The sequence below is a fragment of the Actinoplanes sp. NPDC023714 genome (assembly GCF_040639855.1).
In the GTDB taxonomy this organism is placed as follows: Bacteria; Actinomycetota; Actinomycetes; order Mycobacteriales; family Micromonosporaceae; genus Actinoplanes.
In genome coordinates this window covers 633,707-646,876 of sequence record NZ_JBFAAR010000002.1, presented here as the reverse complement: position 1 = coordinate 646,876, position 13,170 = coordinate 633,707, and the positions used below count along the sequence as shown (strand labels likewise).

General features: G+C 73.7%; 18 protein-coding genes and 1 riboswitch. Of the genes, 10 read left to right on the top strand and 8 right to left on the bottom strand.

Annotated elements, in window-relative coordinates; all coding sequences use genetic code 11:
• Positions 1-356: 356 nt before the first annotated feature.
• Positions 357-426: riboswitch (guanidine-III (ykkC-III) riboswitch) on the top strand.
• Between the two features lie 14 nt (positions 427-440).
• Positions 441-755 (top strand): SMR family transporter, encoded by a 315-nt coding sequence (locus AB0G10_RS10900; RefSeq protein WP_360918637.1) that lies wholly within the window; start codon positions 441-443, stop codon positions 753-755.
• 3 nt (positions 756-758) lie between these two features.
• On the opposite strand, the gene AB0G10_RS10895 is transcribed toward AB0G10_RS10900, so the two are convergent.
• From AB0G10_RS10895 to AB0G10_RS10885, 3 genes are all read right to left on the bottom strand, one after another.
• On the bottom strand, positions 759-1,451 hold the full coding sequence (locus AB0G10_RS10895) for a hypothetical protein (protein WP_360918635.1): 693 nt from the start codon (positions 1,449-1,451) through the stop codon (positions 759-761).
• Positions 1,452-1,569: 118 nt separating this feature from the next.
• Positions 1,570-2,298, bottom strand: a complete 729-nt coding sequence (locus AB0G10_RS10890) for a VOC family protein (protein WP_360918634.1) — start codon at positions 2,296-2,298, stop codon at positions 1,570-1,572.
• Positions 2,295-3,041 carry a metallophosphoesterase family protein gene (locus AB0G10_RS10885; RefSeq protein ID WP_360918632.1) on the bottom strand — a complete coding sequence of 249 codons (747 nt, stop codon included), beginning with the start codon at positions 3,039-3,041 and terminating at the stop codon, positions 2,295-2,297. The genes AB0G10_RS10890 and AB0G10_RS10885 overlap by 4 nt, the downstream gene beginning before the upstream one ends.
• 59 nt (positions 3,042-3,100) lie before the next feature.
• Between AB0G10_RS10885 and AB0G10_RS10880 the strand changes: the two genes are divergently transcribed.
• A complete protein-coding gene (locus AB0G10_RS10880) occupies positions 3,101-3,559 on the top strand; it encodes a GNAT family N-acetyltransferase (protein WP_360918631.1) in 459 nt (152 codons plus the stop codon).
• Positions 3,560-3,804: 245 nt separating this feature from the next.
• On the opposite strand, the gene AB0G10_RS10875 is transcribed toward AB0G10_RS10880, so the two are convergent.
• Positions 3,805-4,260, bottom strand: coding sequence for a MarR family winged helix-turn-helix transcriptional regulator (locus AB0G10_RS10875; protein WP_360918629.1), 456 nt, complete (start codon positions 4,258-4,260; stop codon positions 3,805-3,807).
• Between the two features lie 76 nt (positions 4,261-4,336).
• On the opposite strand from AB0G10_RS10875, the gene AB0G10_RS10870 reads away from it, so the two are divergent.
• From AB0G10_RS10870 to AB0G10_RS10855, 4 genes are all read left to right on the top strand, one after another.
• Entirely contained in the window at positions 4,337-4,720 is a 384-nt protein-coding gene (locus AB0G10_RS10870) for a tautomerase family protein (RefSeq protein WP_360918627.1), read from the top strand.
• 90 nt (positions 4,721-4,810) lie between these two features.
• The gene (locus AB0G10_RS10865; RefSeq protein WP_360918626.1) at positions 4,811-5,428 is read left to right on the top strand and encodes a GNAT family N-acetyltransferase; all 618 of its coding nucleotides are present in this window, start codon (positions 4,811-4,813) and stop codon (positions 5,426-5,428) included.
• 1,072 nt (positions 5,429-6,500) lie between these two features.
• On the top strand, positions 6,501-7,457 hold the full coding sequence (locus tag AB0G10_RS10860) for a tyrosine-type recombinase/integrase (protein WP_360918624.1): 957 nt from the start codon (positions 6,501-6,503) through the stop codon (positions 7,455-7,457).
• Positions 7,458-7,493: 36 nt separating this feature from the next.
• Positions 7,494-7,643 carry a hypothetical protein gene (locus AB0G10_RS10855; RefSeq protein WP_360918622.1) on the top strand — a complete coding sequence of 50 codons (150 nt, stop codon included), beginning with the start codon at positions 7,494-7,496 and terminating at the stop codon, positions 7,641-7,643.
• Between the two features lie 80 nt (positions 7,644-7,723).
• Here AB0G10_RS10855 and AB0G10_RS10850 read toward each other — a convergent pair whose 3' ends face one another.
• The 3 genes from AB0G10_RS10850 to AB0G10_RS10840 are packed head-to-tail and all read right to left on the bottom strand — an operon-like array spanning position 7,724 to position 9,268.
• Entirely contained in the window at positions 7,724-8,359 is a 636-nt protein-coding gene (locus tag AB0G10_RS10850) for a hypothetical protein (RefSeq protein ID WP_360918620.1), read from the bottom strand.
• A 58-nt stretch (positions 8,360-8,417) separates the two neighbouring features.
• Positions 8,418-8,837, bottom strand: coding sequence for an organic hydroperoxide resistance protein (locus AB0G10_RS10845; RefSeq protein ID WP_360918618.1), 420 nt, complete (start codon positions 8,835-8,837; stop codon positions 8,418-8,420).
• Positions 8,834-9,268 (bottom strand): MarR family transcriptional regulator, encoded by a 435-nt coding sequence (locus AB0G10_RS10840; RefSeq protein WP_360918616.1) that lies wholly within the window; start codon positions 9,266-9,268, stop codon positions 8,834-8,836. Before AB0G10_RS10840 ends, AB0G10_RS10845 begins: the two co-directional genes overlap by 4 nt.
• Before the next feature lie 64 nt (positions 9,269-9,332).
• Here AB0G10_RS10840 and AB0G10_RS10835 point away from each other — a divergent pair, with 64 nt between their 5' ends.
• Positions 9,333-9,863, top strand: coding sequence for a GNAT family protein (locus AB0G10_RS10835; protein WP_360918614.1), 531 nt, complete (start codon positions 9,333-9,335; stop codon positions 9,861-9,863).
• Here the strand turns inward: AB0G10_RS10835 and AB0G10_RS10830 are convergent.
• On the bottom strand, positions 9,811-10,596 hold the full coding sequence (locus tag AB0G10_RS10830; protein WP_360918612.1) for an endonuclease/exonuclease/phosphatase family protein: 786 nt from the start codon (positions 10,594-10,596) through the stop codon (positions 9,811-9,813). The two genes, AB0G10_RS10835 and AB0G10_RS10830, sit on opposite strands and share 53 nt — an antisense overlap.
• A 117-nt stretch (positions 10,597-10,713) precedes the next feature.
• On the opposite strand from AB0G10_RS10830, the gene AB0G10_RS10825 reads away from it, so the two are divergent.
• The 3 genes from AB0G10_RS10825 to AB0G10_RS10815 all read left to right on the top strand — a co-directional run bounded on the left by AB0G10_RS10825 (position 10,714) and on the right by AB0G10_RS10815 (position 13,029).
• On the top strand, positions 10,714-11,475 hold the full coding sequence (locus AB0G10_RS10825) for a TSUP family transporter (protein ID WP_360918610.1): 762 nt from the start codon (positions 10,714-10,716) through the stop codon (positions 11,473-11,475).
• The gene (locus AB0G10_RS10820) at positions 11,475-11,954 is read left to right on the top strand and encodes a heme-degrading domain-containing protein (protein WP_360918608.1); all 480 of its coding nucleotides are present in this window, start codon (positions 11,475-11,477) and stop codon (positions 11,952-11,954) included. Before AB0G10_RS10825 ends, AB0G10_RS10820 begins: the two co-directional genes overlap by 1 nt.
• Before the next feature lie 88 nt (positions 11,955-12,042).
• Complete coding sequence (locus AB0G10_RS10815) at positions 12,043-13,029, top strand: NAD-dependent epimerase/dehydratase family protein (RefSeq protein ID WP_360918606.1); 987 nt, start codon at positions 12,043-12,045, stop codon at positions 13,027-13,029.
• The last annotated feature ends 141 nt before the right edge of the window (positions 13,030-13,170 follow it).

Here is a 13,170-nt window from a genome sequence, read left to right as displayed (position 1 = left end):
GCCCGGGGCCGTGCCGCACAGCCCGTGAGAGACGACCCGGACCGGGCGGCGTGCGAGCCCCCGAGTCTCAACCGATCGGCGGGCACGGTCGGAGACGGGCACCGGCGCAGAAGGCACAGAAGAAGCGAAAGCCGGGACCGGGGACTGACAGCAGAGGGGCGCAACCACTCCCGCAGGCCGCGCGGCGGTCAGGCTCGCGGTCCGGACGCGCCAGCGGCCGGCGGGCCCACGCCGCGCCCTCGGCGGGAGCGACGGCCGGTGCCACCCACCCCGCCACGACCGGAAGTTGATCTTTAAAGGCGGTGAGAAAAGGCACCGGCGCGAGCCGCCGCGGCCCGGCCGGGATAGGCTCGACGACGACGGCGCGAGCACGCGGCGTCCCGGACGAGTTGCGTGTCGTACCCGGCCTGACAAGACGACCGCCGTCGAGGTGAGTCGTCATGGCCTGGATCGTCCTGATCATCTCCGGTGTGCTCGAGACCGTGTGGGCGATCGCCCTGGAGCGGTCCGCCGGTTTCACCAGGCTGGTGCCCAGCGTCGTCTTCGGCGTCGCCGTCGTGCTCAGCATGGTCGGCCTCGGATACGCCCTGCGCACCATCCCGGTCGGAACCGGGTACGCCGTGTGGGTGGGCATCGGCGCGGTCGGCACCGCCCTGGTCGGCATGGTGGCGCTGGGCGAGCCGGCCAACCTCCCGCGGATGCTCTGCCTGATGCTGGTGATCGCGGGCGTGGCCGGGCTCAAGTATTTCCACTGAGACTCAGGACAATTCGGCCAGCCGGGCCTCCACTTCGGCGAGCTCGGCGCGCAGCCGCTCGGCCTGGGCCTGCGCCTCGGCCCGCTCCGCCGTCATGATCAGGTCGACGGCCTCCTGCACGCCCGGCACGTCGACCAGGGCGACGATCTTCAGCGCCTCGGCGGGCCGGATCACGTAGGGCCGGGCCAGGGCCTTGGCACCCTGATTGGCGGCAACGGTCCACTCGCCGTCGCCGTAGGCCAGCGTGACCGTCAGGGTGGGACCCGGTTTGGCCTTCGCCGGTTTCGCCGCCGCCTTGCGCGGTGCGGGAGCTGCCGTCACGTCCTTGTCACCTTCCTTGTCCTGCGCGGGAGGCGGGGCGGTGGCAGCGGCGCGCGGCGGGGGCACCGGTTTGTCGATCATGAGTGCCGGGCCGGGCGGGAGCGCCGGCTCGGCGGGCGGCGGCGCCGCCTTCTTCACCGGTGCCGTGGCACCCCGCGGCGCGATCCGCAGATCGCCGGGGGAGAACGGCAGCTCGTCGCGGCCGAACCGCACCACGACGAACTCGTCCGACGCGGACCGGTCGGTCAGCGCCACCACCTGGCCGATCTGCCCGGCGATCTGCCCCGCCGCCTCGGTGAACTGCACTTTCGGCTTGCGGCCGGCCGCCAGGGCAGTCTCGATGCCCGTCAGATCCTCCGCGCTCAGCGCCGCCATCCCCAACCACCTTCGTACGCCTGTATGAGAGCGCCCCCTTTCTACCAGCCGCCCCCGACACTTTCCGGCAACCACACCGGCGGAAGATCATCGGAATGGCGACCGGCCCGCCGGCGGGTCACCGGAACGGCGACCGGGCCGTCACGCAGTACTCCCGGCCGGCCGGATCGCGCAGCGTCGTCCAGTCCTCCGGGATCCGGCGCACCACCGACGCCCCCAGCGCCACGTGCCGGGCCACCTCGGCGTCCACGTCGTCGCAGGCCAGGTCGACGTGCACGCCCGGCTGCGCGCCGCCGGTACGCTGCAGCAGCAGCTGCAGCGGCATCCGCGCCGGCGGCTGCAGGAACGTGAACTCGGGCAGGCTCGACACGCGCCGCTCCCAGCGGGTCACCTCGGCCCAGAACACCATCTCCCGCGCGTACCAGGCGGCCGGCACGTCCAGGCACAGCTGGTCGACCAGGCTGCTCTGCGGCCCGTCCCAGCGGATCGGCCGGGTCAGCTCCCGTTCGTACTCCCACGCCACCAGGCAGAACACGATCCCGGAGGGGGAGCGCAGCACCACCAGGTCGCGCTCCTCGCGGACCCGGGTGGCGCCCAGCTCCACCACCTCGTCGGCCGCCCGGAACGGGTCGTCCACGTGCAGGTCGAGGTGCGCCCGGGCGGGTTCCTCGCCGACCACCTGCATCCGCAGGTAGGCGTCGCCCTTGTCGGGCAGCAGCGTCACGAAGTGCCCGTTCCCGCGCCGCGGCGACAGGTGCGTGCCGGTCACCGCCGTCCAGAACCGTTCCGCCGCGTCCGCGGTCTCCGGCGGCGTGTCGAGGAACCCGGTCACCCAGCGCACGATCACGACGCCACCCGCCCGGTCCGCAGCGCCCCGGCGACGTCGGGGCGGCCGAACCCCTCCGCCAGCGCGGCCGCCTGCTCCCAGTCGTACGCCACCTGCCGGAAGTCCACCTCCCAGGTCCCGGACGCGTCGTCGACGACCGCGTACCGGGCGTGCGGCGTCCCGGCCTCCATGACGTGCGGGAACGGCGCGTCGTCGGCATAGGCCGGCCATCCCGCACTCCCCGGATTGACGATCAGCGGGCCATCCGGCAATCGCCGCGAACCGGGCAGATGGGTGTGCCCGCACAGCAGCAGCGCGTACCTTCGGATGTCCCCGAGCCGCTCGCGCACCTCGTCCTCGGTGGCGTCCCGCGCCCCGCCCCGCGGGTCGACGGTGTGCAGCAGGTACTGGAGGTCGTCCTGGGGAGTCCCGTGGAACGCGAGGATGTCGGCGCGCGGTGACAGCGTCGCCGGCAACGACGCCAGCCACCGCCGGTGCCGGTCCGTGATCAGTTCGCCGGTGACCCGGTCCGCCATGCCCTGCCGCTCCGGCGGGAGGGTCAGCAGCTGCCGCTCGTGGTTGCCCGCCACGGTCGCCAGACCCGCCGCGATCAGCCGGTCGGCGGTCGCCGCCGGCCGCACATACCCGGACAGCAGATCACCGAGGTTCACCGTCAGGTCGACGCCGTCCTCCTCGATCGCCGCCAGCACCGCGTCGAGCGCCGGAAGATTGCCATGAACATCGGACAGCACCGCGATTCGCATCCGATCATTCTGGTAAATGGATCGCCGATCCGACTACCCGCCGTCTACCCTCCGCTCACATGCGGCTCGCAGAGATCACCACAGCGAACTACGAGGCGGCGCTCGCCCTGGCCGTCCGCCCCGACCAGCAGGACCTCGTCGAACCGGTGACCCACTCGCTCGCCGAGGCCTACGTCTACCGGGACCGCGCCTGGCCGCGCCTGATCTACGACGGTGACGAGCTGGTCGGCTTCGTCATGGCGTTCCTCGACTTCGCCTGGGGCGCCACCGACCCGCGCCCGGAAGACCTGCGCTCCGGCCTGTGGCGCCTCGCCGTCGCCGCCGACGCCCAGGGCCGCGGCTACGGCACCTTCGCCGTCGACCAGGTCTGCGCCATGCTGCGCGCCCGGGGATGCGCCTCCGCCTACGTCACCTACGAACCCCGCGCCGGCGGCCCCGAGCCGTTCTACCGCAAGCTCGGCTTCGCCCCGACCGGCGAGCTCAGCGAGGGCCAGGTCGTCGCCGTCCGCCCTCTGTGAGATCCACGTCGCCGCGGGCGTTTTCACGATCAATGTCGCAGCGCAGAAGGCAGCCTTCAGTCTGTTTTAGGGTGGCGGGTGGGGCGGTCGGACGGGGCACCGGCCGTCGCTCCCGCCGAGGGCGCGGCGTGGGCCCGCCGGCCGCTGGCGCGTCCGGACCGCGAGCCTGTCCACCGCGCGGCCTGCGGGAGGGGTTGCGCCCCTCTCCTCTCAGTCCCCGGTGACCGGCGCCCTCTCGCCGCCCGTCACCGGTCGTCGCCGGAGGGCTGCACCGCCTGCTCGTAGCGCAGCAGCGTGTCCACGAACATCCGCCGCTGCTCATCGGTCAGCGGCGCCAGGGCGTGCCGCCACGCCCGGGCGCCGGGGGAGAGCCACTCCACGATGGCCGGGCGGCCGGCCGCGCTGATGTCGACGATGCGGCGGCGGCGGTCGGTGTCGTCCTCGCGGCGTTCCAGCACGCCCTTGCGGCTGAGGTCGCCGACCAGCAGGCTCACCGTCGTCGGGGCCACGCCGAGCTTGCCGGCCAGCTCGGAGACCGTCATCGCCCCGTCGAGGACCAGCAGCGACAGCAGCGACAGATGCCGCGGCGCCAGGTCCAGGTCGCGCAGCTGCTCCGGCGGCGGCGTCCGCTTGGCCCGGCCCACCAGCCGCGGCATGACCAGCATCAGCTCCCGGACGGTCGCATCGGCCGCCGTTGACATGCACCCACCCCCGGATTACCTTTGCACTCAAAGCCACTTTGTCGTCAAAGCAGTCCTCGCAGCAGAGAGAGATCGTATGCCGCACCTCACCGTGCACGCACTCGACACCGACCTGACCGGCCGCGAACCCGCCCTCATCGCCGCGCTCACCGACGCGGTCGCCGGCGTCTACGGCGAGTGGGCCCGGCCGCACGCCCATGTCCTGCTCGTCGGCGTCCCGGCCGGCCGCTGGGGGATCGGCGGCGTCCCGGCGCCCGGACCCGCGCCGGCCGTCACCTTCGGCATCCGCGCCGACGCGCTGACCCGGCCCGACACCCCGGACATCCTCGCCCGTCTCGCCGCCGCGGTCACCGACGCCACCGCCGGCGTGCTCGGCGACCACCACCGTCCCGGCATCACCGTCGACTTCACCGGCCGCGAACCGGCACACAGCGCCACCGGCGGCCGGCTCACCACCTGACCACCCGCCCGCCCACAGCGCCACCGGCGGCCGGCTCACCACCCGGACGCCGGCCCCACCGCGGCCGCCGGACATGGCACGGTAGGGGGCGTGGAGCCTCTGCTCGCCGCTCTCGCCGCCGACCCGTCCCCGCTGGACCGGAGCATGGCGGTGGCCGGGATACCGTTCACCGTCCGCGGCCTCGTCCCCGGCGACCGGGCCGCGCTGATCGCGTTCCTGGCCGGGCTGTCCGCCACCAGCCGGCGGTTCTGGCACCGCGACACCGACCCGGCCGACGCCGCCGCCGACTGGGTCGACGCGATCGGCCGCACCGACAAGCTCCGGCTCGTCGCGCACCCGGCGAACGACCCCGCCGACCTGGCCGGCGTCGTCGACCTCAGCTTCGCCCTCCCGGACGGCTACGAGATCACCCGGTACGCCCGCTACGGCATCACCCTCGACCCCGCCCGCACGGCCCGGTTCGGACCCTGCGTCGCCGACGACTGGCGGGGCCTCGGACTCGCCCCGGCGCTGCTCCCGCCCGCCTGGGACGCCGTACGCCTGCTCGGCCGCGACACGGTCGTGCTGTTCGGCGGCGTGCGGACGGCCAACCAGCGGGCCGTCCGGTTCTATCTGCGGGCCGGTTTCGCCGCGGTCGGCACGTTCACCGACGAGGCCGGCGACGGCGTCGACATGATGCTCGAGCTGCCACCCGGCGGGCTCAGGTAACGGCGCCGCGGGGCGGGCCGCTGACGCCGCCGGATCCCGGTGGCCGCGTCGTGCCCGTCGCGCACCCACACCTGGTACCGCGCCTCGTCCTCGGCGGTCCACACCGGAGCCGGCACGCCGAGCTCGGCGGCGATCCGGTTGAGCGCCTCTTGCCTGCGGGCGATGCCGTCGTCTGTCACCTACTCACCGTAACCAGCGCCCGGCACCCCCGGCACCCCTCGAACGAGGCACGGACACCTGTCACCCCGCCACAGCATGAATATCACTACGCAGAGTGACGGCGGCGCTGCCGGCGGTGCGCCGAGCCAGGGGAGAGGTGGCCGGAGAATCCGGTCGCACCGGCACGCGTCACCCGACCGGCCGGCTCGCCGACGGCGGCGGTCGGGGATGGGTGCCCACGGCATGCCTCCGGGTCGCAGGCCGAAGACCGACCGCGAGAGGTCGCAGGCCGAAGACCCGACCTCGACACCGGCCGCAGGCAGGGACGCCGATCCCAGCGGAGCCGCACAGCCGCGCCGCCGACGCGACCACCGGAAGCCCGCGCCGAAGTGGCGATTCCGCGTGATGCCGCCAGAACGCGCCCGAGCCCCTCTCCGGACCCATAATTCCCGGGTCGATAATGCACATTATGTCAACTTGGCTCCAGGAGGGGCCTCTGGAGAGGGGTCTTGAAGGCCCGTTCCACCGTGTTGAGCCGCTTTTCGTCCGACGAGCCTTCCCCGCGGGACGGCGAGGCAGCACAGCCGGACAAGCCAGAGATCGGGCTCAGCACATCAACGCCGAGCCGATCAGGAGGCGCCCACGCGAGAACGACGCAGACGGCGCAGAAGGCGCAACCGGCGAGACCTGGCCGCAACCCCGGACAGACGCGGCCCCACCCCAGGAAGCTCGGCCTCAGGAAGCCCCCGCCCCGAGCCGGCTCGTGCCCGGAAGGACCACCCTTCCCCGCTCGCACGGCACGCACGGCAGAGCACCGAGCACACCCCGTAAAAGCCGCGAATCAGCCGAATATTCATCTCGACCCGCGATCAAAAACACCCCGACCAGCGCAAACACTGATAAATCATGCATAATGGTCCTTATGCATGACACTGGAATCGCCACGTACGTCGACGAGTTCCTGGCGGCCCGCGCCACCCGCAAGCCGTCCGTCCACACGCTCGCGGCGTACCGTCGTGATCTGCAGCTGGTGTTGCAGCTGGCGCAACCCGCCCCCGCTACCGTGAGTGACCTCTCCCCTCGCGTGTTGCGGGCCGCCTTCGCCCGGTTCGCCGCCGACCGCGCCCCCGCCTCGGTCTCCCGCGCCTGGTCGTCGTGGAATGCGTTCTTCACGTTCCTGGTCACCGAGGGGGTGGTGGCGGGGAACCCGATGCAGGCGGTGGACAAGCCGCGGCCGGTGCCCCTCTCCCCCAAGCCGCTCAGGGGTGAGGACACGCCGGAGCTGTTGTTACGCAGCGTGAACGCGGTGGATGAGCGGCAGCGGGATCCGTGGCCGGAGCGGGACGTGCTGGTGCTGGCGCTGGCGTTGTGTGCGGGGTTGCGGCTGTCGGAGATGCTGGCGCTGCGGGTGGGGTCGGTGTCGGGGCGCGACGGTGAGCGGCGGGTGGACGTGGCGGGCAAGGGTGGCCGGCCGCGGACCGTGCCGATCGATTCCGGTCTGGACGCGGCGGTGGGGCGCTATCTGGATTCGCGGCGGGCGCGGTTCGGGCGGGCGCAGCCGGCGGCGCCGCTGCTGGTGGACCGGCACGGTGAGGCGTTGCAGCGAGGTGGGCTGCAATATCTGGTGCGGTCGTGTTACCGGCGGGCGGGGATCGGTGACCGGGTGCCGCGGGGGGCGCAGTTGCACGCGTTGCGGCACACGTTCGCGACCCGGCTGGCGGAGGACGGCGCGAACGCGTCGGAGATCATGCGCCTGATGGGGCACGCGTCCCTCGCCACGTCGCAGAGCTACATCGAGGTGACGGCGGAGCAGCAGCGGGCGGCGGTGCGTGCCAATCGGACGAATCGCGTGTTGCGGGAGCTGGCCTGACTTCCGCCCGTGCCGGGAGCTGGCCAGAATGGGGGCATGGATGATCCTGAGGAGCGCATGCTGCTGGGTCGTCGGTCGCTGTTCACGCTGGGTGCGGTCGCGGGTCTGCTGACGTTGAGCGGATGCCCGGGCGGGGACGGCGGCGACGATGACGAGGACGACGACGGCGGGGACGACGACGACTGAGGCCGGCCGGAGATCTGAACAGTCAGGAGACGCCACGGTCCGCGGCTCCCCCACCGCCGGCGCCCGGCGGTGGGGGGACCTCAGGCGAACCGCTCGGTGGTGATCGGGATCAGGCCGGTCCGGCGGGCCGCGGCGGTGAGGTGGGCGAGAGTCGCGTCGATCGTCGCCTCGGAGGGGCCGGCCAGGTCCACCGTGACGTCGAGGGCCCATGCCAGGCCGGGGCCGACCGCACGGAGCTGCCAGGCGTACGCATCGCCGGCGGCCCGGTGGTGACCGGAGAGCGCGCCCACCGCGGGGTGGTGCGGGGCGAACAGAATCCGGTAGCGGTGCCGGCGCGGGTCGGGCGGCCCGAAGCGCAGCGGCGCGGCGACCGGCAGGGGCAGCGCGGGGCCGAACATCGCCCGGAGCGAGGGCTCGGCGGGCAGAGCGACGGCGGCCGCGGCACCGTCCCGGTCGGTCGGCGTGACCCGGGGCGGCAGGTCCGGCGAGGTGCGCAGCGCCCGGCTGAACGCGGTGCCGTCCCGCCACCCCGGGACGCTCTCGGAAAGCCCCGCCGAAGGACCGGCGGAAGGACCGCCGGAAGGACCGCCGGAAGCGCCCGCCGTCGGGCCGGCGGACCACAGCAGGCTGTGCAGTCCCACCGCGGCGTGGTCGGCGCCGATGACGAACTCCTCGACGAGCAGGGAGCCGCCGTCGACGAGGTAGTAGTCCAGCACGGAACAGCATTCTGCCGGACCGGCCCCGCGAAGGGCCGGCCCGGCAGATGTGCGGCGATCAGGCGAGGTTGAGGACGACCTCGACGTTGCCGCGGGTGGCGTTGGAGTACGGGCACACCTGGTGGGCGGCTTCGAGCAGGGCGTGCGCGGTCTCCTCGGGCAGGCCGGGCAGTTCCGCCTCGATGGTGACGTTGAGGCCGAAGCCGCCGGTGGGCAGCTGGCCGATGCCGACGTCGACGGTGATGGCGGTGTCGACGAGCTGGACCTTCTGCATGCCGGCGACGCGCTTGAGGGCGCTGTGGAAGCAGGCGGCGTAGCCGGCGGCGAACAGCTGCTCGGGGTTGGTGAGGGCGCCGCCGGGGCCGCCCATCTCCTTGGGGATGGCGAGGTCGAGGTCGAGGACGCCGTCGCTGGAGCGGACGTGGCCGCTGCGGCCGTCGCCGGTCGCGGTGGCCGAGGCGGTGTAGAGGGCGCTCATGAAGGGTCCTTTCGGGGCTGGCGGGCCTTGTGCAACAGGTGGTGCAGGGTGGTGAGCTCGTCGAGGGTGAGCCCGGTGGCGCAGGCGAGCTGCCGGGTGAGGTCGCCGATCCGGTCGCGCAGGGCGAGCCCGGCGGGCGTGCAGCCGACGATCACGACGCGCTCGTCGGCGGTGGAGCGGGAGCGCGCCACGTAGTCGAGCGACTCGAGCCGCTTGATCAGCGGGGACAGTGTCCCGCTGTCGAGGGACAGCGCCTGGCCGAGGTCGCGGACGCTGGTGGGGCCGTCGTGCCAGAGCACGCGCAGCACCAGGTATTGCGGGTAGGTCAGGTGGTGCGGGTCGAGCAGTGGCCGGTACAGCGCGGTCATGCCGCGGCTGGCCGCGTAGAGCTGGAAACAGATCATGTCGTCCAGTGCCGTGCTCGCCTTCATGACCGGAACAGTAGTGCCCAATTCAGTTGTGCACAACTAAACGTGGGGTCGCTAACATGCCGGCATGCGCTTCGTGAAGCTCTCCCCCGCCACGTTGACCGCCCTGATCGCCGGCGACCTCGACGCCGCGAGCGCCGCCGCCGGGCACCCGCTCAGCCCCTACCTGGCCGAGGAACGCTGGCTCTGGGAGATCCGTCTCGCCGACCTGGAGGGAAACCCCGACGCGGCCGAGTGGATCGCCCGGGCCGCGGTCAGCGAGGAGACCGGTGAGGTGGTCGGGCACGGCGGCTTCCACGGCCCGCCGGACGCCGAGGGCGTCGTCGAGGTCGCCTACTCGGTCGACCCGGCGCACCGGCGCAAGGGCCACGCCAAGGCGATGCTCGCGGCGCTGCTGGCCCGCGCCGACGCCGACCCGCGGGTGACCGCGGTCCGGGCCAGCATCCGGCCGGACAACGTCGCCTCCCGGGCCACCATCGCCGGCTTCGGCTTCTTCAAGATCGGCGAGCAGTGGGATCCGGAGGACGGCCTGGAGGACGTCTACCTCAGGACGACGCGGCCCGGTCGAACCGCACCACCAGCGGCCGGTGGTCGCTGACCGGCGCGTGCGGGGTGCGCACCTGCACCACCCGGCCCAGCGCCGCCGCCCCGCGCGGGTCCACGAGCACGTGGTCGAGCTGGGTCTTCGGTGACGGGGCCGGGAACGTCGCCGCCCGCGCGAGGGGTTTCCAGCCGGTGAAGGCGCGCACCGGCCCGGCCGGCATGTTGAGGTCGCCGAGCAGGACCCGCGGCGCGGGCAGGGCGCGCATCGCCCGGACTGCCGCGCGCAGCTGCCGCACGTTCCATCCGGGTACGAAGGACAGGTGCGTGGTGCCCACCGACACCTCCCCGTCCGGGGTCTCCAGCACGGCGGCGAGCAGCACCCGCGGCTCGTCGCGGAGCAGCAGCAGCCCGCCGTCCGGCACGTAGACCGGCGAGCGCATCGGCGCGGCCGGCAGCTGGGTGATCTGCCAGCGCCGCACCGGATAGCGGCTGACCAGCGCGATCCCGTACTGCGGGTGGGCGATGTCGGCGCCGGAGTGCCACGGCTCCCAGCGCTCGCCGGGGGTGCCGACCACGGCCGCGGCGAACCGGTGCGTGCGCGCGCCCAGCGCGGTCGCGGCCAGCGCGGTCAGGTCGATGTTGCCGCTGCGCGGCTGGGCGCGGTCCACCTCCTGCAGTCCCAGCACGTCGGCGTCGAGGTCGGCGATCGCGGCGGAGATCCGGCCGGCGTGTACGGTGCCGTCGGACAAGGATCTGCCGTGCAGCAGATTGAAGGTGGCCAGGCGCACACCGCCGACCCTAGCCAACGGAGTAAGGCACATGTTCTTCAAGGCGCTCTGTTGCGCCGCGACGATCTTCGTCGTGGGCGCGTCGCTCGGCATCTGGCTGCAGCGGGCGCGCCGCCGGTGATCGTCACGCTCCTGATCGCGGCCGCCGCGGCCGGCTGGGTCGACGCCGTGGTCGGCGGCGGTGGCCTGCTGCTGCTGCCCGCCCTGCTGGTCGCCGCCCCGCAGCTGCCCCTCGCCACCGCGCTGGGCACCAACAAGCTCGCCGCGATCTGCGGCACCGGCACGGCGGCGGTCACCTACGCCCGCCGTACGAAGATCGACTGGGGGGTGGCCGGCCCGGCCGCCGCCCTGGCCCTGCTCTGCGCCGGCTGCGGGGCGGCCCTGGCCGGCGCCGTCCCGGCGTCCGCGTACCGGCCGGTGGTGCTGCTCGTGCTGGTCGCCGTCGCGGTCTTCGTGACGATCCGCCCGCAGATGGGCCTGCACGAGGACGCCACCAAGCGCACCCTGCTGCGGCGCGGCCTCACCGTCGCGGTGGCCGGCGGCGTCGTCGCCCTCTACGACGGACTGATCGGTCCCGGCACCGGCACCTTCCTGGTGCTCGCGTTCACCACCCTGATCGGCGCCGACTTCGTGCACGGCTCGGCCATGGCGAAGATCGTCAACACGGCCACGAACCTGGGCGCGCTCGTCGTGTTCGCGTACCACGGGCAGGTCGCCTGGCTGATCGGCGCCGGGATGGCGGTCTGCAACATCGCCGGCGCGGTCCTCGGCGCCCGGATGGCGCTGCGCCGCGGCTCCGGCTTCGTCCGGGTCATCCTGCTCACCGTGGTGCTCGCCCTGATCGTCAAGCTCGGCTGGGACCAGTACAGACTGTCCTGATGAGCGACGACCTGACAGAGCTGATCAAGAAGATCGAGTGGGATGAGCAGCGCCTGGTGTTCCGGGAGTTCGACGAGACCGACGCCTGGGAGCTGGGCAGCCTCCTGGTCCGGCTGGCCCGCGAGCGCACACTGCCGGTGGCGATCGACATCCGCCGCGGCGAGCAGCAGCTGTTCCACGCCGCCCTGCCCGGCGCCACCGCCGACAACGACGCCTGGATCCAGCGCAAGGTGCGGGTGGTCCACCGGTTCGGCGCGTCCAGTTATCTCGTCGGCCGCCGCCTGGCGGCCAAGGGCCAGAGCCTGGGGGCCGAGCTGGGCGTCGATCCCGCGCTCTTCGCGGCGCACGGCGGGGCCTTTCCGGTACGGGTGACCGGCGCCGGCGTCGTCGCCGTGGTCACCGTGTCCGGCCTGCCCCAGGCCGAGGACCACGCGCTGGTCGTGGAGGCGCTGGAGCAGCGGATCACGGCGGCGGGCTGACTCCCCTCGTACGATTGCGCCCCGGGCTTAATCTGCCGTGGGCAGACGGCCGTTCCGTGACCGGGTGCCGGTCGGGCAGGCTCGGCGCATGCGGATTCTGGTACTCGGCGGCAGCGGCTTCGTCGGACGGGCGGTCGCGGACGACGCGATCGCCCGCGGCCACGACGTGACGGTCCTCAACCGGGGCACCCGCGACCCGGTGCCCGGCGCCACCCTGCTCGTCGGCGACCGCACGGCGCCCGGCGGGCTGGCCGCGCTCGGCTCCGGCACCTGGGACGCCGTGGTGGACACCTGGTCGGCGGACGGCGCCGTGGTCGGCGCGGCCGCGGCGGCGCTGTCCGGGCGGGCCGGGCACTACACCTACGTCTCGAGCCGCTCGGTCTACCACTACGACGAGACCGGCGCGGCGCCGCCGCTGACCGAGGACGCGCCCCTGGTGGCGGCGGACGATCCCGGGTACGCCGGGGACAAGCTGCGCGGCGAGCACGGCGCGGCCCGGTTCGCCGGCCCGGTGCTGCTGGCCCGCGCCGGGCTCATCCTCGGCCCCCGCGAGGACGTCGGCCGGCTGCCCTGGTGGCTCTCCCGGCTCGCCCGCGGCGGCCCGGTCGTCGCGCCCGGGCCACCGGACCTGCCGCTGCAGTACATCGACGCCCGCGACCTGGCCGCCTTCGTCCTCGACGCCGCGGCGGCCGGCCTCGGCGGCCCCTGCAACGTGGTCGGCCGCTCCGGCGACGCCACCATGGGCTCGCTGCTCGCCACGGCGTGCGCGGTCACCGGCGACCGGGCGCAGCTGCGCTGGATCGCCCCGGACGTGCTCGAGCGGGCCGGCGCCGAGCCGTGGACCGAGTTGCCGATCTGGCTGCCGCCGGGCCCGCTGCACGCCTTCATGCACCGGGGCGACGTCACCCGGGCGCTCGCGGCCGGTCTGCGCTGCCGCCCGCTCGCCGCCACCGTCGCCGACACCTGGGCGTGGATGACCTCCCTCGGCGGCCCGATCCCCCAGCGCGCCGACCGCGCCCGGGCCGGCCTGCCCGCGGACAAGGAGGCGCGGCTGCTGGCCGCGCCGGTGTCCTGAGGCCGCGTGCCCGGCGGGATCGCGCCGACTGCCCCGGCCCGATTCCCGCCGGGCACGCCTCCCGCCTGCTGATGCGGGCTAAACTCGTTATGCCGGGAGCAGGGCGGTGCTGCTACCGGCATAACGAGTTTAGGGAGAAAC